Origin of the sequence: Tritonibacter scottomollicae (assembly GCF_003003215.1) — a bacterium.
GTDB classification, from domain to species: domain Bacteria; phylum Pseudomonadota; class Alphaproteobacteria; order Rhodobacterales; family Rhodobacteraceae; genus Epibacterium; species Epibacterium scottomollicae.
The window spans coordinates 792,755-809,519 of sequence record NZ_PVUF01000001.1 but is presented as its reverse complement, the minus strand read 5'-3'; the positions used below and the strand labels follow the sequence as shown (position 1 = coordinate 809,519).

Genomic DNA, 16,765 nt, shown 5'->3' with positions numbered 1-16,765 from the left:
ACAACGGGCCGGAAGAGACAACGGTCTGAACTGCATAAAAAAGCCGGGCATCTTGCCCGGCTTTCTTGTTTACCTGTGGGTGGGTCGCCTCGGGGACCGACCGGGCAGATTATTCTGCGGCTTCGATTTCGCCATTGTTGATCTGCTCTTGCTCGATCGACTCGAACAGCGCCTTGAAGTTGCCCTCGCCAAAGCCGTCATCGCCCTTGCGCTGGATGAACTCAAAGAAGATCGGCCCGATCACGGTCTTGGAGAAGATCTGCAGCAGGATGCGGGTTTCGCCGCCGTCCACCACACCCTCGCCGTCGATCAGGATACCGTGTTTCTGCATCCGGTTGAGCGGCTCTTCATGGCCTTTCACCCGGTCCTGGCTCATGGCGTAATAGGTCTCTGGCGGGGCCGGCATGAACTGGATGCCGCGCTCGGAAATCTCGTCCGTCGCATCATAGATGTCGCGCGCGCCCACGGCGATATGCTGGATGCCCTCGCCGTTGTACTTCTTCAGATAGGCTACGATCTGGCCGGTCTCGCCGCGGTCCTCGTTGATCGGGATGCGGATGCGGCCACAGGGCGAGGTCAGCGCGCGGCTGAAGAGGCCGGTGAACTTGCCCTGGATGTCGAAAAAGCGGATTTCCTTGAAGTTGAACAGATCACCGTAAAAGTTGAACCACTTGTCCATGTTGCCCTTGAACACGTTGTGGGTCAGGTGATCGAGGTAGTAGAACCCCACGCCGCGCGGCTTGGACTGCTTCAGCCACTCGAATTCCTCGTTGTAGGGCGAGGTCTCGTAATACTGATCGATGAAGTAGATCAGCGAGCCGCCGATGCCCTTGATCGCGGGCACATCCATGGTCTTGTCGGCGCCCTCATAAGGCTCCGCACCCTTGGCAACCGCATGGTCAAAGGCCTTCTGCGCGTCCACCACACGCCAGCCCATTGCCGGCGCGCAGGGGCCGTGCAGCTCGACGAACTTCTCTGCAAAGGAGCCTTTTTCGGCGTTTAGGATATAGGTGATATCGCCCTGCTGCCAAAGCTCGATGCCCGGTTTGGTCTTATGGCGGCCGACCAGCTCATAGCCCATTTTGGTGAACAGCTCGCGCAGTTCCTCCGGGTTGGGGCTGGCAAACTCGACAAACTCAAACCCGTCGGTGCCGGCGGGGTTCTCGTCGCTGATCACGGACTTCGGCGCGTCGTGGGGAAAGGGGCCCATGCGTATCTCCTGCGTTGCTTGCTACGTTGGCCTCATATTACCGCATCTGAGGTGCATATTTTGCGCAATCTCGCACTGAACCCTTTTACATTTCGCGCAAATCGCGCACCATGAAGCAGACATTCGGGGAATTCACGCATGCTTGACGCCATCGACATTAAATTGCTCGCACATTTGCAAAAGGACGCCCAGGCCACCGCGCAAGAGCTTGGCGAAGCTCTGCACCTCTCCTCCAGCCAGGCGGGGCGGCGGCGCCAACGCCTGGAGACCGAGGGCTATATCCAGAGCTATGTGGCCCGCCTCGACCCCGGAAAGCTCGGTCTTGCGGTGCAGTGTTTCGTGCAGGTTCACCTGCACAGCCATGGGCCGGACAATGCCGCCAGCTTTGCCCGCTTGGTGGCCGGTCGCCCCGAGATCACCTCAGCCTGGACCATGACCGGCGAGGCGGATTACCTCCTGCGCGTCTATTGTCACGATCTGCAGGAGCTCAACACCTTGCTGCACGAGGTTGTTTTGCCACATCCCGCCGTCGGACGCGTGCACAGCCAAATCGTAATGGCACAGTTAAAGGGAGACAGCCCGCTACCAGTTTAAGAATACGTGAACTTCTGGCGGGCTATGGTGGGTCCAAATTGATCATTAGATGGAATCGCCCTCGTGTCTTTTGTCGACCGTCGCATTGAAACCCGCCCAAAAAGCGGAGCAGCTCCCTTCGAGTTGGACGAAGTGTTCTTCTCCAGGACCGATGAGCGTGGTGTTATCCAAGCCTGCAACTACGTGTTTCAGCGCGTATCTCACTACGAATGGGACGAGGTTCTGGGTGCCCCGCACAAGCTGGTGCGCCACCCAGACACGCCAAAAGGCCTGTTTCAGATCTTCTGGGACACGCTGAAATCCGGTAATACCATCGGTGCATATGTAAAGAACAAGGCGAAGGACGGCCTGCATTATTGGGTGTTTGCGGCTGTTGTTCCCTGTGAAGGTGGCTATCTCTCTGCTCGGATCAAACCCTCCAGCCAATTGTTCAGCGATATTCAGGCACTCTACGCCAAGATGTCCAAAGCTGAGACCGAAGGCGGACTGTCCCCTACCGAAAGCATGCAAATCATGCTCGACTGGGTCCATTCGAGGGGGTTTGACGACTATCAGCACTTTGCATCCCACGCGCTGGCCGAAGAACTCATCGCCCGTGACGAGGGGCTGGGCCGCAAACCTGACCAGCAGATTTCCGATCTGCGCGATATGCTGCGCAATGCAGAGAAGCTGCTGGATGAGACACACGGCCTCGTAAAAGACTTCGAGGCGATGCACACGATCCCGCATAACCTGCGCGTCATTGCCTCGCGCATCGAACCGTCGGGCGGGCCGGTGACCGTTCTCTCCCAGAACTACGGTGCAATGTCGCGGGAAATGTCAGACTGGTTCGAGCGCAACGTGATGGGCGAGAACACCAACTTCGCCACCGTCAAACACTCCGTGAACTCCAGCCTCTTCATCGCTGGTTTGACGCGCATACTGACGGAATGCGACGCCCAGTTGAAAATCGAGCGGCGCAACCTCGGCGACACCGAAATGGACACTGAGCGCCGGTTGCTCACCGACCTTGCAGAGCAGCAATCGAGTTTTGCCCAGTCGGGTATGGCCGAGGTGGATATCGAGGCAGACCGTATCATCAACGCCTGTCAGGTCATGCACCGTCATTTCCTCGGCCTCAGCTCGACCCGTGTGCTGTGCAAGATCGAGAGCGCTCGCCTTCCCTCCTCCGGCGAAACACTCTCGGATATCATCGACCAGTTGGGGGCCTTTCAGGAACGCATCTCGGAGCGGCTGGAACATATCGCCAAGCTTGGCGAGGAAATCCGCTCGATCGAAGCGCAATAACCTCCGCTGACTTAGGTTGACACATCTGCCCTCGGAGCCTGCCGCTTCGGGGGCAGATTGCATTGACGCGCGGGCGCCTCATCCAGCCCTGCAACATGCTGCACATCAGCCACGCTGATTTCTTTTTGTCGCACGGGGAGATAAGAACCGACGAAACGCGCCTATCTCTATGCCAAGTCTCCAAAATCTGGCAATATTATCTTATGGACAGTTTTCTCTCTCAAGCGTCAATTTATCTCGCCGCCGCCGTGATTGCCGTACCGATCGCCGCGCGCCTCGGCCTAGGATCGGTTCTCGGTTATCTCGCAGCCGGCATCATCATTGGCCCCATCCTCGGACTTGTTGGATCCGAAGCGGAGGACTTGCAGCACTTTGCCGAATTCGGCGTTGTGATGATGCTGTTCCTGATCGGTCTGGAGCTTGAGCCGCGCGCGCTCTGGGCGATGCGACACCATCTGATCGGGCTTGGAGGTCTCCAGATTTTTGCCTCGACGGGTCTGCTGGCCGGGGCGGCCATCGCATTTGGTCACACTTGGCAGGTCGGACTTGCCGTAGGCCTCGCGCTGTCGCTGTCCTCCACCGCGATCGTGCTGCAAACCCTGTCCGAGAAAGGTTTGACCAGAACCGGCGGCGGTCGGGCGACATTCTCCGTTCTGCTGACACAGGACATCGCGGTGATCCCGATTCTCGCACTCCTGCCTTTGCTCGCCACAGCACCACTGACATCTCTGTCGCATGATGGCTCGATCCAACGCGGCGATGGTGCGGCAGATGCGGCACATCACTCCCTGTCACTGGTCGAGGGCATGCCAGGCTGGGCGGTGACCCTGATGACGATCGGGGCGGTGGCCTTTGTCATCCTCGCAGGCGTCTATCTGACCCGGCCGGTGTTTCGCTTCATCCATGCCTCCAACCTGCGCGAGATGTACACGGCGCTGGCGCTGCTGATCGTTGTCGGGATTTCATTCTTGATGACACTGGTCGGCCTCTCCCCGGCGCTTGGTGCGTTTCTCGCCGGTGTGGTTCTGGCCAACAGCGAATTTCGACATGAACTGGAAAGTGACCTTGAGCCGTTCAAGGGCCTGCTGTTGGGGTTATTCTTCATCACCGTCGGCGCGGGCATCAACTACCGCCTGTTTCTGGCCGAACCGGGTGACGTGATCGGCTTGGCGCTTCTGGTGATCCTGACCAAAGGCACTGTGCTGTACTTCGTCGGCAAGGCGTTTGGCCTGAAAGGGCGCAATCACTGGCTCTTCACGCTCGGATTGGCACAGGCAGGCGAATTCGGCTTTGTCCTGCTGGCGTTCTCACTGCAACTGAACGTGGTGACGCCGGACCTGTCCGAGAAATTGTTGCTGGTGATCGCGCTGTCGATGCTGATCACGCCGCTTCTGTTCATCCTCTACGAGATCCTCTCCAACCGGATGAAGGAAGCGCATGTGGAACACACGCCTGACGAGATCGACGAGGAAGGCACCGTCATCATCGCCGGGATTGGTCGCTTCGGCCAGATTGTGCACCGCCTGGTGAATGCCAGCGGCTTCAAGACTGTTCTTCTGGACAGTGACATGCAGGCCGTGCAGCTGATGCGCCGCTTCGGGGTCAAGAGTTTCCTTGGCGACCCCACCCGCCCGGAACTGCTGAAGGCCGCCGGGATTGCCAAGGCAAAGGTTCTGGTGGTTGCCCTGGACGATCAGGACAATGCCACCAAGCTTGTCGCCGATACCCGGCGCAACTACCCGCATATTCACATCGTGGCCCGCGCCTATGATCGCAACCACGTGTTTGAACTCTACAAGGCGGGCGCCAACGATATCGTGCGCGAGATGTTCGATAGTTCGCTGCGCGCAGGTCGCTATGTTCTGGAGAACATCGGCCTCAGCGAGTACGAGGCCGCACAGGCAGAGCAGACCTTCTACGCACATGACCGGCACACTGTCCGGGAGCTGGCGGGGCACTGGATCCCAGGCACCCCTGCCAGCGAAAACCCCGCCTACATCAAGCGCGCAAAGGAACTGGAGAAAGATCTGGAAACCGCGCTCCTGTCCCTCGCGGAGGAACACGTCGAACGGTCACGATGACCTTCTCAGGCTGAACCGCGCTGCCCGGATGTGCGGCACTCAGCCGTCGGAGACGCCTGCCTCGGCAAAGGTTGCCATGCCAGTGTGGCAGGCCACTGCGCCCTTTAGCACCTGTATCGCCAATGCCGCACCAGAGCCTTCTCCCAGGCGCAGCCCAAGCGACAGCAACGGTGCCTTGCCGAGATTTTGCAGCAGGGCCGCATGGGCGCCCTCGGCGCTTTGATGGCCGGCGATGGTGTGATCCAGCGCCCCATCGGCCAGGCGCGCCAGACAGGCCGCCGCCGCACAACAGATGAACCCATCCAGGATCACCGGAATGCGCAGCATGCGGGCCGCCGCGATCGCACCCGCCATTGCGGCAACTTCACGACCGCCCAGGCAGCGCAGAATATCCAGCCCGTCTGCGGATTGGTGAAGGGCCACGCCCTCAGCAACCACCTGCGCCTTCAGCACAAGCCCGGCATCATCCACTCCCGTCCCGCGACCGGTCCAGTCGGCGGCCTCTCCCCCATAGAGCGCATGGCAGATGGCCGCGGCAGAGGTTGTGTTGCCGATGCCCATCTCACCAACCACCAGCACGTCACAGGCCGGATCCACCGCAGCCCAGCCGGTTTGTAGCGCCGACAGGAACTCCGTTTCGGTCATTGCAGGAGCTGCGGTGAAATCGGTCGTCGGGCGATCAAGATCCAGCGCATGCACATCCATGCGCGCGCCTGCGAGTTTCGCAAGCTGGTTGATCGCCGCCCCGCCAGACTTGAAATTGGCAACCATCTGCACCGTAACCTCTGCCGGGAAGGCTGAAACCCCCCGTGCGGTCACGCCGTGATTGCCCGCAAAAACAATCACCTGTGGCGCCGAGATGTCCGGCTTGTCGGTTCCGCGCCAGCTGCCGTACCAGATCGCGACCTCTTCGAGCTGTCCCAATGCGCCCGGTGGTTTGGTCAGTTGACCATTGCGGGCTTCGCAGCCTGCACGCGCTGTGGCATCGGCGACAGGCGCCTTGGAAAGCGCCGCGCGAAAGGCGGAGAGTGAGTTAAATTCTGGCAGCATGAAAAGCCTCGTTGCGTCGGACCGCACCGCGCAGGTAAAGCGGTGTCTGACCTGTTTACCCCCCGCGCCGCGCGCCGAGAAGACCTGCCAGAGGCATCACCATGCGAAAAAACGACTTCAAGGCAATGGATATACTGCTTGCGCTGGTGCTGCTGACCCGCCTGCCCCTGCCGCATTTGCATAAAAGCCGCTTTGGCCGCCAGGCCCATGCGGTCTGGGCCTTCCCGCTGGCGGGGCTGATCGTCGGACTTCTGGCGCTTGCGACCGCACAGCTGGCGCTGGGATGGTGGTCGCCTGCCATCGCCGCCGGTCTCGCACTGGCAGTGCAGGTGCTGATCACCGGCGCCATGCATGAAGACGGGCTGGCGGATACGGCGGACGGGCTTTGGGGTGGCTTTGACCGGGCAAGACGCCTTGAGATCATGAAAGACAGCCACATAGGCACCTATGGGGTGCTGGCACTGGGACTGGGCTGCGGGCTGCGCTGGGTGACGCTGACCGCACTGCTGAGCGCTGGCATGATCTGGGCGCTGGTGGTCATGGCCGTCCTCAGTCGCGCCGCGATGCCGGTGATGATGTCCAGCCTGCCCCATGCGCGGGACACCGGCCTGTCGCACAGCGTTGGCCGCCCAAACGGCGCGCATGTGGTCGCCGGCGTTGTCCTTGCACTGGGTCTGGGCATTTTCTGCATCGGCGTGACTGCGGTGGCTGTTGGCCTATTGCTGGTGCCAGTGGTGCTCGGCCTGCGTGCCCTTGCCCGGGCGAAGATCGGCGGTCAGACCGGCGATATCCTAGGCGCGACACAGCAGCTCTGCGAAATCGCTGCCGGGCTTGCGCTCTTGGCACTGCTCTGACGCAGCAGATCGCAGTCCAGCGTACAGACAACAAAAAAGACCGCCCCACCGGGACGGCCCTTTGTGTTCACAGAACTGAAGAAATCAGGCTGCCGCGCGCGAGGTCAGAACCTCATCCACTTGTTTGGCAGCCGCGATTTCATCGCCACCGGAGACAGCAGCAACTTCGCGCGTCATACGTTCCAGCGCCGCTTCATAAAGCTGACGCTCGGAATAGCTCTGCTCGCGCTGATCGTCGGTCCGGTGCAGATCGCGGACCACTTCGGCGATCGAGATCAGATCGCCAGAGTTGATCTTCTGTTCGTATTCCTGCGCCCGGCGCGACCACATGGCCCGCTTGACCTTGGCCTTGCCCTTCAGCGTCTTCATCGCCTGCGCGATCACGTCCGGAGAGGACAGCGAGCGCATGCCAATGTCGACTGCCTTGTGGGTCGGAACCCGCAGGGTCATCTTGTCTTTCTCAAAGGTGATCACGAATAGCTCCAGCTTGTAGCCGGCCACTTCCTGCTCCTCGATCGACATGATCTGACCAACCCCATGGGCCGGATAGACAATATAATCGTTAGGGCGGAACTCGAGCTTCTTCGATTTGGTCATACAGGTCTTTCCTCGCGATGACACGGCAACCATGCCGACTTGGCCCACGCCACGACTCACCTGCGCGGCACATGGAACATGGGCCGCTGGGCATCGAATTGGCGCAGACAGCCCACCAAGAGACACACGAATCATGTGATCATCACGGCGGGCGATATTCTACGTATTTCGTTACATCCGTTAAATATAGCACAAAAACGCGCCCTCCGAAAGCGGCAGGGCACGTCAATATGACGTATGGGTCAATCTTTAACGCCTATTTCGCGCGAAATGACCCGAAACAGCGCTGTCTCAGCCGCCTTCGCCGGGCGCTTCGGAGAAGTATTTCTCCAGCTTGCCCTCTTCGCCGTCTTTCTCCTCATGACCCGGCAGCGGGTCCTTCTTGGAGACAATGACCGGCCAGAGCTCGGAGTACTTGCGGTTGAATTCCACCCATTTGTCCATATCCGGCTCGGTGTCCGGACGGATCGCGTCGGCGGGGCACTCTGGCTCGCATACACCACAGTCGATGCATTCATCGGGATGGATCACCAACGTGTTCTCACCCTCGTAGAAACAGTCAACCGGGCATACCTCGACGCAATCGGTGTACTTGCAGGCAATACAATTGTCCGTAACGACGTAGGTCATTTTGGCTTGGATCCCGTTCCAGTGTCTGGACGTTTAGCTAATCCACAAGCGCGCAGGCTTCAAGCCGTCAATGATCGTCCCAGACACGAGTAAGACCAAGCGCCCTGCGCTGCTTCTTATCCGGGCGACCTTTTCCCTCAAATTTGGGATTGGCAGGCGGTTTGTCCTGCGGCTCGGTCATATCAAGGTAAAGTGTCTGCGCCTCAGAGGCCGGGCCACGTCGCTCCGACAGGGCGGCGATGCGTACAACGCGCACCAGATACCCTTGCGGAAAAGTCAGAACGTCCCCAACGGAGACGTTCTGAGAAGGCTTTGAAACCTTTGCGCCATTCACGCGGACATGACCCGCCCCGACCTGTTTGGCTGCCAGCGAGCGGGTTTTGTAAAACCGCGCATGCCACAGCCACTTGTCGATCCGGATCTTGCCCGCGTGATCACTCATGACGCAATCAGTCGTCCTGTTTCAGCCCCATCAGCGCTGCGGCAAAGGGGTTGTCGGGGTCGATTTGCTTTTCCTTGCGCGGAGGACGGGACGAATAGGTCTTGGCCCCCTTGTCACCACCACGGTCCGGACGGCCGCCTTTCTTGCCACCGGGCTTGCCCTGTGGCTTGCCACCACCGCGCGCATTGCCACGGCCCGCGCCGTCAGCTTTCTGACCGCGACCTTCGCCGCGACGCTGACCGCGCTGATTGCCGCCCTGACGCGGAGTACGCCCCCAGGTGAAGGTGTAGAACACCTCGATCTCGGGCTCGTCAATCGCAGCATCAGCAGCCTCACCCACCGGGGTTTCGGCATCTGCCGTCTCCGCGATCGGTTCCGCAACATCAGCATCGGAAGGCTCTGCCGCGACGGGCGCCACGCCTTCGTCCGCAATCTCTTCGGTACCGGCTGGCACATCCGCAGCCGCTTCGGCTGCATCTGCGTCGACAGGTGCTGCGGCTGGTGTGGCTTCCGCTTCGGCGGCCGCATCCATCACCGGCTGATCCGCCGCAGGTGTCCCGCCTTCGGTCACCACGGCATCGACCGCCTTGACCTTGGTGCGTTCGCCCTTCTCTGCGCGGTAGCCAAGGCCCTGCATCAGATCGGAGAATTGCTCCAGCGTCATGCCGGTGATCGACAGCATGTCGGGCTTGGCTTCAAAGCCACCCCGGCTGTCCTCGGCCCGCAGCAGATCTGCGAGACGTTCCAGCATGTCGATCCGGATCATGCGCTGCCCGGCAGCACGATAGCCTGCCATGGTATCGTAGCCTTCGGGCGCTTCCGGCATCGACGGAACCGTCACCAGCCCCGGAGGCGGCGCTTCGGGGAATTCCTGCAAGCCATTGGCCAGCGACCACAACAGCAGACGCAGACGGGTCGGCGCCGGTTTCAGCAGCAGCGGCATGAAGATGGTGAACTGGCCAAACCGGATGCCATGCTTGCGCAATGCACCACGGGCGTCCTGGTCCAGATCCTTCACCTCCTGCGCCACGCCAGCGCGCGGCAGAATGCCCAGCGATTCCACCATGCGGAAGGCAAAGCCACGGGCCAGACCCGACAGGGCCTCATCCTTCTGCAGGTTGATCAGCGGCTCGAACAGAGCCTGGATCTTGCGCGAGATGAAATGCTGCAGGCGGCGTTCAACCTTCTGGGCCACATCTGGGCCCGCGGCATCATCGACAAAAACCTCGATCTGCGGGGACAGCGCATCTGCGCCGGCCACCAATTTGCCGACGGCGTGTTCACCCCACATCAGGCCGCCCTGATCGGTGTAATCAATTTCGGTATCGGGTGCGTTGTAGAACCGGTCCGCACGCAGATGATACTGCGGCGCGAGCGCCTGCACCGACGCTGATTTCAGCGCCTTTGCCTCCGCTCCTTGTGCGGTCTTGTCCGGCGAGAACCGGAAGCCTTCGAGTTTACCGACGAATTCGCCTTCGACGGTCACTTCACCCTGGTCATTTACTTCGGCCAAAAGGGCCTCCTTCTGTTTGAGCCGGCGCATCAAAACAGATGTGCGCCGGTCCACAAATCGTTGCGTCAGACGCATATGCAGGGCGTCGGACAACCTGTCTTCTACAGTGCGGGTTTCCTCCCGCCAATGACTTTCGTCACGCAGCCAGCCCTTTCGCTGTGCCACATACGTCCATGTGCGGATAAACGCCAAGCGTTTCGACAATGTGTCAATATCGCCTTCCGTACGGTCAATCCGACGAATTTGACGGGCAAACCAGTCATCCGGCACCACACCGCCATCCTGAAGATAGCCGAAAATGCCGCTAAGCAAAGAAGAATGCTCTGCATGGCTAATGCCGCGGAAGTCGGGAATCCGGCACACATCCCACAACAGACGCACCGCCGGCGCCTCGCGCACCCTGTCGCGGATTGTCGCATCTTGCGCAAAACTCTTCAGCACCATCAGGTCATCGGCCTCGCGGGCCTTCAGCAGCACCTCATGGTCGGGACTTGATTCGAGCGAGGCAATCAGCGCGTCGATGGAGCCAAACCGCAAGTCCGCCGACCGCCAGTTGAGCTTCTTCAGCGGCGTGAAGCGATGCTCCATGATCGCCTCGGCCACGCCCTCATCCAGAGGTCGGGCATCGCCGGTGACACCAAAGCTGCCATGGCTCATGCCGCGCCCCGCGCGACCGGCGATCTGTGCCAGCTCATTCGGCGCGAGCTCCCGCATGCGGCGGCCATCAAATTTCGAGGTAGAGGCGAAGGCCACGTGATCCACATCGAGGTTCAGCCCCATGCCGATCGCATCGGTGGCCACGAGGTAGTCCACCTCGCCATTCTGGTAGAGCTCGACCTGCGCATTGCGGGTGCGCGGACTGAGCGCCCCCATCACCACCGCCGCACCCCCCTTCTGACGGCGCAGCAGTTCGGCAATGGCATAGACATTGTCGACGCTGAAGCCGACGATGGCGGTGCGCGGCGGCATCCGGCTGATTTTCTTGGAGCCCGCATAGACCAGTTCCGACAACCGCTCGCGCCGCACGAACTCCACCCCCGGCACCAGCGCAGAAATCGGCCCGCGCATGGTATCCGCGCCCAGAAACAGCGTCTCCGTCGTGCCGCGTGCATGCAGCAGCCGGTTGGTGAACACATGCCCCCGCTCCGGATCGGCACAGAGCTGGATTTCGTCGATGGCAAGGAAATCACAGCCCATGCCCTCGGGCATCGCCTCAACGGTACAGATCCAGTATTTCGCGCGCGGCGGCACGATCCGCTCTTCGCCGGTGACCAGCGCCACCACCGAGGGACCGCGCAAGCCTACGATCTTGTCATAGACCTCGCGTGCCAGCAGGCGCAGCGGGAAGCCCATGATCCCGGTCCGATAGCCTAGCATGCGATCAATCGCGTAGTGGGTCTTGCCTGTATTGGTCGGGCCAAGGACGGCCATGACCCGGGATGCAGCTGTCATTGCATCAAACTCCACGCGCCCTGTCCTCCGGCAACCGCCGGCATCAGGGGATCAAATTCAGGGATCACTGCTCAGAGCGCTCTCATCACAGAGCCCGCCCCTCCACTTCGACGGACAGTCGATCCATCGCCTTGGTTACTTCCTCGTGATTGGGATGTATAGCCTTGGCGCGCTCATAGGCAGCATAGGCGCGCTTGGCATCGCCAAAGAACTCAAACACCTGCCCAAGCGCAAAGATGGCGTTGTAATCATTCGGGTTCAAGGCCAACGCCTGTTCCAGATCCGCAACCGCCGGCCCGTAGCGCTCTGCGTTAAAGAAGGCCCGGGCGCGCTCCGACCAGCCCTCGGCGAACTGCGGCGCATGGTCGGTCAGTGCGGTCAGATGTTCGATCGCCGCCGCCCAGTCCTGCCGCTCCATCGCGTCCCGCCCCCGGCGCAGCAACAGATCCATCGAGGGCGAGCCGCTGCTGCTCCAGACGGCCTGCAGTTCGCGCTCCAGCGCGGCAGCATCATTGGGATCGGCATCCCGCAGCCGTTCCAGCAGCGCATCTTCGCCCAAGGACGACAGGTTCACCGGCGCCGCTGTCTGTGCGGCGACAACAGATGATAGAGAGGGGATGACGGACAACGAGATTGCCGCCACGATAGCTTTGAGATTCGCGCAAGTTCTGCCCATACTTTGAAAGGTAACGGTCCAGGGTGCAAATACCAGTGCCCCGACCATCAGTTTCACAGTTTTGTGCAGAGGCGCAGAACCCGATTTAGGAAAGACGACATGAGCGACACTCTGGAACAGGCAGCCGCAACGCTGAACGAAAAGATGGACGGCGGCTTTGACAGCACTGCCAAGTTCGAGATCACCGACATGGGCTCGATCATTCTGGATGCCAATGGCGCCCGCGTCTCCGATGACGACGCCGAGGTGACCATGACCGCCGATGCGGAGACCTTTCAGGAAATCCTCTCCGGTGAGCTGAACCCGACGGCCGCCTTCATGGGCGGCAAGCTGACCATCGACGGCGACATGGGCGTGGCGATGCAGCTGGCACAAGCGCTGTCCTGACCGCCATGAAAGATCAGCCGATGGCAGAGACCTCACCCGCGCCATACTTCGCCGAGATCGCGCGCGGTCCCGACGATGGCGCAGCCCATTGGCTGACCACACGTGATGGCCTGCGGATCCGCGCAGGCCATTGGCGGCCCCAATCGGACGCTGCGGGAACCATTCTCATGTTCCCGGGGCGCACCGAATACATCGAAAAATACGGCCCCTTTGCGACCGAGATGACCGCACGCGGGTTTGCCGTGATCGCGGTGGACTGGCGCGGTCAGGGCTTGGCGGATCGCGCCCTAGCGGACCGTCGTCTGGGCCATGTTGACCGCTTTGCCGATTTTCACGAGGACGTCGCCGCGCTGCTTGATCATGCCACGGCCCTCGATCTGCCAAAGCCCTGGTACATGATTGGCCACTCCATGGGCGGCGCCATCGGCCTGCGCGCCCTGCATCAGGGTCTGCCCGTTTCGGCCTGTGTCTTCACCGCGCCGATGTGGGGCATTCGCATTCCCTTTGCCCTGCGTCCGCTGGCCCGGATCCTGACCCGCTTTGGCGCTCGACTGGGGCTGAGTGAGAGCTTGGTGCCCACCACCACCATCGAACAATATGTGCAAGTCACGCCGTTCGAGGGCAACAGTCTGACCAATGACCCCGAAATGTACGCCTTCCTGCAGATGCAGATGGAAAAACAGCCGGATCTTGTTCTCGGCGGCCCGACCGTCCAGTGGCTCGGACAGGCTATGGTGGAATGCGCGGCGCTTCGGGCAGAGGCCTCGCCGAATGTGCCCTGCATCACCTTTCTGGGCGACAGCGAGCAGATCGTCTCCACCGACGCCGTGCATGACCGCATGGCGCGCTGGCCCGGCGGCAAACTGGATGTGGTCGCAGATGCCCAACACGAAATCCTGATGGAGCGACCGGACACCCGGACCCGCGTCTTTGACGCCATCGCCGCACATTTCCGCGCGCACCGCTGATCCGTTTTCGAGAGGGTGAGTTGGTGCTGCGACGTTGACGTTGCCACCGCCGCGCCGCGCGCGCCCGATCAGGGCGCGCGCGGCGCGGGTCGTTTCGGGCCTTGCCCGAAACGAAACCCCTCTGTTCGGTGGTTTCAGCAGGCATCTTCCGCTCGGCGCTTGTGCCTGCCGATACAGAGACCTAAGTGTTTCGGGAACCGATTTTCAGGCTCGGGCCCCTGCCGCGCATCCTCGCGGGCATGCCCACCCCTGCCAGACACCAGACGGAGGTCCCATGTTCCAACTCCCCTTCCCCGTGCGCGATGCCAATGCCTCTTCCGGCGCTGATGGCCTGGGCAAGCTGCCCGAATGGGATCTCAGCGATCTCTACACCTCCGAAGAAGCCCCCGAACTCAGCCGCGACCTCGACTGGCTGCAAGGGGAATGCGCCTCCTTCGCTGCCGACTATGAGGGCAAGCTGGCGGATCTGGACGCCGACGGCCTGCTGGCCTGCGTGCTGCGCAACGAGAAGATCAACAATATCGCCGGGCGCATCATGTCCTACGCCGGTCTGCGCTACTACCAGCTGACCACCGATGCGGGGCGCGCCAAGTTCCTGTCCGATGTGCAGGAGAAGGTGACCGTCTTCACCACCCCGCTGGTGTTCTTCACGCTGGAGATCAACCGCATCGAGGACGGCAAGCTGGACGCGCTGTTTGCCGCCAATGCCGATCTGGCGCGCTACAAGCCCGTGTTCGACCGCATCCGCGCCATGAAGCCCTATCAGCTCTCCGATGAGCTGGAACGCTTCATGCATGACCTCGGCATCGTCGGCGACGCTTGGGAGAAACTCTTCGACGAGACCATCGCCGGCCTCACGTTTGAGATCGACGGCGAGGAGCTGGGCATCGAGGCGACGCTCAACCATCTGACCGAGCAGGACCGCGCCAAGCGCGAGGCCGCCTCCCGCGAGTTGGCCCGCGTCTTTGCCGACAACATCAAGACCTTCGCCCGCGTCCACAACACCCAGGCCAAAGAGAAAGAGATCATCGACCGCTGGCGCGGCATGCCCAGCCCGCAGATGGGCCGTCACCTGTCCAACGATGTTGAACCCGAGGTGGTCGAGGCCCTGCGCGAGGCGGTCGTGGCCGCCTACCCCAAGCTCTCGCACCGCTATTACGAGCTGAAGCGCAAATGGCTCGGTCTGGATCGTATGCAGGTCTGGGACCGCAACGCGCCGCTGCCGATGGAGGCCACCCGCATCGTCGACTGGGACGAAGCGCGCGACACGGTGATGGAGGCCTATGCCGCCTTTGATCCGCGCATGGGCGAGTTGGCAGAGCCGTTCTTCGACAAGGGCTGGATCGACGCGGGCGTGAAACCTGGCAAGGCCCCCGGCGCCTTTGCCCATCCCACCGTCACCAATGTGCACCCCTATGTGATGCTGAACTATCTCGGCAAACCGCGCGACGTGATGACCCTGGCGCATGAGCTGGGCCACGGCGTGCATCAGGTGCTGGCCGCCGATCAGGGCGAAATGCTCTCCTCCACCCCGCTGACGCTGGCAGAAACCGCGTCGGTGTTTGGCGAGATGCTGACCTTCCGCAAGATGCTGGAAAAGGCCAAGACCAAGGAAGAGCGCAAGGTGCTGCTCGCCGGCAAGGTCGAGGACATGATCAACACGGTCGTGCGCCAGATCGCCTTCTATGACTTTGAATGCAAACTGCACGCCGCCCGCGCCGATGGCGAATTGACGCCCGAGGACATCAACGCCCTGTGGATGAGCGTTCAGGCCGAAAGCCTTGGCGACGCGTTCGACTTCATGGAAGGATACGAGACTTTCTGGGCCTATATCCCGCATTTCGTGCATTCGCCCTTCTACGTCTATGCCTATGCCTTCGGCGACGGGCTGGTGAACGCGCTCTACTCGGTCTACGCCGAGGGCGCGGAGGGCTTCGAGGACAAGTATTTCGATATGCTGAAAGCCGGCGGCTCCAAGCACCACAAGGAGCTTCTGGCGCCCTTTGACCTGGACGCCTCCGATCCCAAATTCTGGGACAAGGGGCTGTCGATGATCTCCGGGCTGATCGACGAGCTGGAAGCCATGGAAGAGTAAGGCTTTCCGCATAGAGGCCATTCGATGGCAACGATGCTGAAAACACTCTAAAATTGATCCCTCAAGGCCCGCCGCATCGTGACGGCGGGTCTTTTTTATGCATCTTTACCGCACCATGACGACGCGACCCGGAATCGAATTTCAGCGACTTGAAAAGTCCGACCATGATCTGGTCCGCCACATTGAGGTGGCTCCAGAGCAGATCGTCTATTGTGGCACCATCGACATGGCCTTCGCCTCGCAGGAGGACCGGATCGACCTTTACGCCATCCGCACGGCGGGCGCGGCCGTTGGTTTTTTCAAGATCGACCTGAAATATCCGCAAACCTATGGCTTCGCCCATTACGGCGACCTCGGCCTGCGCGCCTTCATGATCGACTACCACCATCAGGGGCGCGGCATCGGGCGCGCCACATTGGCAGCGCTGCCGAATGCGCTGTGCCACCTCTACCCGGGCGCGCGGGCGCTGGTGCTGACCGTGAACATCCGCAACCAGATTGCGGTGCGCAGCTATTTGCAGGCCGGATTTGTCGACACCGGTGACATCCATGACGGCGGTCTTGCCGGCCCCCAGCACGTCATGCGGCTGCTGCTGCGTCCCGCCTGATCAGCCGCGGCACATCCAGCAGTGGCCCCTCACCTCACGTCACCCAGATCACTTCAACTGGCTGTCCTTGCTGCCCCGTCGGTTGACGCCGCCCCGAAGCTGCTGAGACCCATCGCGCTCCTGCTGACAATCGATGCAGAGCTTCACGCCGGGTATGGCGCGCCGCCGGGCTTCGGGGATCGCCTCCTCGCAATCAGCGCAATGGGTCAGGCTCTCGCCGACCGGGGCACGACGCGTCTTGAGACGCGCCAGCTCGTCCGAGATCGATGCCTCGATCTGTTCGCTTACCGCGCCATCCTTTGCCCAGCCGCCAGCCATCGCC

16 protein-coding genes are annotated in these 16,765 nt (G+C 61.3%); 8 read left to right on the top strand and 8 right to left on the bottom strand.

Going from position 1 to position 16,765, the window contains the following annotated elements; genetic code table 11:
• Positions 1–109: 109 nt before the first annotated feature.
• Positions 110–1,210: a 4-hydroxyphenylpyruvate dioxygenase gene (gene hppD / locus CLV89_RS03845; protein ID WP_106162274.1), complete on the bottom strand. Its 1,101-nt coding sequence runs from the start codon at positions 1,208–1,210 to the stop codon at positions 110–112.
• Positions 1,211–1,348: 138 nt separating this feature from the next.
• Here hppD and CLV89_RS03840 point away from each other — a divergent pair, with 138 nt between their 5' ends.
• The 3 genes from CLV89_RS03840 to CLV89_RS03830 all read left to right on the top strand — a co-directional run bounded on the left by CLV89_RS03840 (position 1,349) and on the right by CLV89_RS03830 (position 5,172).
• Entirely contained in the window at positions 1,349–1,804 is a 456-nt protein-coding gene (locus CLV89_RS03840; RefSeq protein ID WP_106162273.1) for an Lrp/AsnC family transcriptional regulator, read from the top strand.
• Between the two features lie 63 nt (positions 1,805–1,867).
• A complete protein-coding gene (locus CLV89_RS03835) occupies positions 1,868–3,091 on the top strand; it encodes a PAS domain-containing protein (protein ID WP_106162272.1) in 1,224 nt (407 codons plus the stop codon).
• 203 nt (positions 3,092–3,294) lie between these two features.
• Complete coding sequence (locus tag CLV89_RS03830; protein ID WP_106162271.1) at positions 3,295–5,172, top strand: monovalent cation:proton antiporter-2 (CPA2) family protein; 1,878 nt, start codon at positions 3,295–3,297, stop codon at positions 5,170–5,172.
• Positions 5,173–5,211: 39 nt separating this feature from the next.
• Here CLV89_RS03830 and cobT read toward each other — a convergent pair whose 3' ends face one another.
• On the bottom strand, positions 5,212–6,222 hold the full coding sequence (cobT, locus tag CLV89_RS03825; protein WP_106162270.1) for a nicotinate-nucleotide--dimethylbenzimidazole phosphoribosyltransferase: 1,011 nt from the start codon (positions 6,220–6,222) through the stop codon (positions 5,212–5,214).
• 101 nt (positions 6,223–6,323) lie between these two features.
• Between cobT and cobS the strand changes: the two genes are divergently transcribed.
• Positions 6,324–7,076, top strand: a complete 753-nt coding sequence (gene cobS, locus CLV89_RS03820; RefSeq protein WP_106162269.1) for an adenosylcobinamide-GDP ribazoletransferase — start codon at positions 6,324–6,326, stop codon at positions 7,074–7,076.
• 84 nt (positions 7,077–7,160) lie between these two features.
• Here cobS and CLV89_RS03815 read toward each other — a convergent pair whose 3' ends face one another.
• The 5 genes from CLV89_RS03815 to CLV89_RS03795 all read right to left on the bottom strand — a co-directional run bounded on the left by CLV89_RS03815 (position 7,161) and on the right by CLV89_RS03795 (position 12,386).
• Positions 7,161–7,673 carry a CarD family transcriptional regulator gene (locus CLV89_RS03815; RefSeq protein ID WP_106162268.1) on the bottom strand — a complete coding sequence of 171 codons (513 nt, stop codon included), beginning with the start codon at positions 7,671–7,673 and terminating at the stop codon, positions 7,161–7,163.
• A gap of 291 nt (positions 7,674–7,964) precedes the next feature.
• Positions 7,965–8,303 (bottom strand): ferredoxin FdxA, encoded by a 339-nt coding sequence (fdxA, locus tag CLV89_RS03810; protein ID WP_106162267.1) that lies wholly within the window; start codon positions 8,301–8,303, stop codon positions 7,965–7,967.
• A 67-nt stretch (positions 8,304–8,370) separates the two neighbouring features.
• A complete protein-coding gene (locus CLV89_RS03805) occupies positions 8,371–8,745 on the bottom strand; it encodes an RNA-binding S4 domain-containing protein (RefSeq protein ID WP_106162266.1) in 375 nt (124 codons plus the stop codon).
• A gap of 7 nt (positions 8,746–8,752) precedes the next feature.
• Positions 8,753–11,710, bottom strand: a complete 2,958-nt coding sequence (locus tag CLV89_RS03800) for a helicase-related protein (protein ID WP_106162342.1) — start codon at positions 11,708–11,710, stop codon at positions 8,753–8,755.
• Between the two features lie 85 nt (positions 11,711–11,795).
• Positions 11,796–12,386, bottom strand: a complete 591-nt coding sequence (locus tag CLV89_RS03795; RefSeq protein ID WP_207796872.1) for a tetratricopeptide repeat protein — start codon at positions 12,384–12,386, stop codon at positions 11,796–11,798.
• A 99-nt stretch (positions 12,387–12,485) separates the two neighbouring features.
• Here CLV89_RS03795 and CLV89_RS03790 point away from each other — a divergent pair, with 99 nt between their 5' ends.
• The 4 genes from CLV89_RS03790 (at position 12,486) to CLV89_RS03775 (ending at position 16,443) form a co-directional block, all read left to right on the top strand.
• Entirely contained in the window at positions 12,486–12,773 is a 288-nt protein-coding gene (locus CLV89_RS03790) for an SCP2 sterol-binding domain-containing protein (protein ID WP_106162265.1), read from the top strand.
• 20 nt (positions 12,774–12,793) lie between these two features.
• Positions 12,794–13,741 carry an alpha/beta hydrolase gene (locus tag CLV89_RS03785; RefSeq protein ID WP_106162264.1) on the top strand — a complete coding sequence of 316 codons (948 nt, stop codon included), beginning with the start codon at positions 12,794–12,796 and terminating at the stop codon, positions 13,739–13,741.
• A gap of 274 nt (positions 13,742–14,015) precedes the next feature.
• The gene (locus tag CLV89_RS03780) at positions 14,016–15,836 is read left to right on the top strand and encodes a M3 family oligoendopeptidase (RefSeq protein ID WP_106162263.1); all 1,821 of its coding nucleotides are present in this window, start codon (positions 14,016–14,018) and stop codon (positions 15,834–15,836) included.
• A 97-nt stretch (positions 15,837–15,933) separates the two neighbouring features.
• A complete protein-coding gene (locus CLV89_RS03775; RefSeq protein ID WP_106162262.1) occupies positions 15,934–16,443 on the top strand; it encodes a GNAT family N-acetyltransferase in 510 nt (169 codons plus the stop codon).
• A 48-nt stretch (positions 16,444–16,491) separates the two neighbouring features.
• Here CLV89_RS03775 and CLV89_RS03770 read toward each other — a convergent pair whose 3' ends face one another.
• Positions 16,492–16,761 (bottom strand): DksA/TraR family C4-type zinc finger protein, encoded by a 270-nt coding sequence (locus CLV89_RS03770; RefSeq protein ID WP_106162261.1) that lies wholly within the window; start codon positions 16,759–16,761, stop codon positions 16,492–16,494.
• Positions 16,762–16,765: the final 4 nt, after the last annotated feature.

What these genes read in the sequence shown, in the direction of transcription:
- CLV89_RS03780 (WP_106162263.1), top strand. Translation starts at nt 14,016, where the DNA reads ATGTTCCAACTCCCCTTCCCCGTGCGCGATGCCAATGCCTCTTCCGGC.
- fdxA (WP_106162267.1), bottom strand. Translation starts at nt 8,303, where the DNA reads ATGACCTACGTCGTTACGGACAATTGTATTGCCTGCAAGTACACCGAT.
- CLV89_RS03795 (WP_207796872.1), bottom strand. Translation starts at nt 12,386, where the DNA reads ATGGGCAGAACTTGCGCGAATCTCAAAGCTATCGTGGCGGCAATCTCG.
- CLV89_RS03840 (WP_106162273.1), top strand. Translation starts at nt 1,349, where the DNA reads ATGCTTGACGCCATCGACATTAAATTGCTCGCACATTTGCAAAAGGAC.
- CLV89_RS03775 (WP_106162262.1), top strand. Translation starts at nt 15,934, where the DNA reads ATGCATCTTTACCGCACCATGACGACGCGACCCGGAATCGAATTTCAG.
- hppD (WP_106162274.1), bottom strand. Translation starts at nt 1,210, where the DNA reads ATGGGCCCCTTTCCCCACGACGCGCCGAAGTCCGTGATCAGCGACGAG.
- cobS (WP_106162269.1), top strand. Translation starts at nt 6,324, where the DNA reads ATGCGAAAAAACGACTTCAAGGCAATGGATATACTGCTTGCGCTGGTG.
- CLV89_RS03830 (WP_106162271.1), top strand. Translation starts at nt 3,295, where the DNA reads ATGGACAGTTTTCTCTCTCAAGCGTCAATTTATCTCGCCGCCGCCGTG.
- CLV89_RS03815 (WP_106162268.1), bottom strand. Translation starts at nt 7,673, where the DNA reads ATGACCAAATCGAAGAAGCTCGAGTTCCGCCCTAACGATTATATTGTC.
- CLV89_RS03805 (WP_106162266.1), bottom strand. Translation starts at nt 8,745, where the DNA reads ATGAGTGATCACGCGGGCAAGATCCGGATCGACAAGTGGCTGTGGCAT.
- cobT (WP_106162270.1), bottom strand. Translation starts at nt 6,222, where the DNA reads ATGCTGCCAGAATTTAACTCACTCTCCGCCTTTCGCGCGGCGCTTTCC.
- CLV89_RS03785 (WP_106162264.1), top strand. Translation starts at nt 12,794, where the DNA reads ATGGCAGAGACCTCACCCGCGCCATACTTCGCCGAGATCGCGCGCGGT.
- CLV89_RS03790 (WP_106162265.1), top strand. Translation starts at nt 12,486, where the DNA reads ATGAGCGACACTCTGGAACAGGCAGCCGCAACGCTGAACGAAAAGATG.
- CLV89_RS03800 (WP_106162342.1), bottom strand. Translation starts at nt 11,710, where the DNA reads ATGACAGCTGCATCCCGGGTCATGGCCGTCCTTGGCCCGACCAATACA.
- CLV89_RS03770 (WP_106162261.1), bottom strand. Translation starts at nt 16,761, where the DNA reads ATGGCTGGCGGCTGGGCAAAGGATGGCGCGGTAAGCGAACAGATCGAG.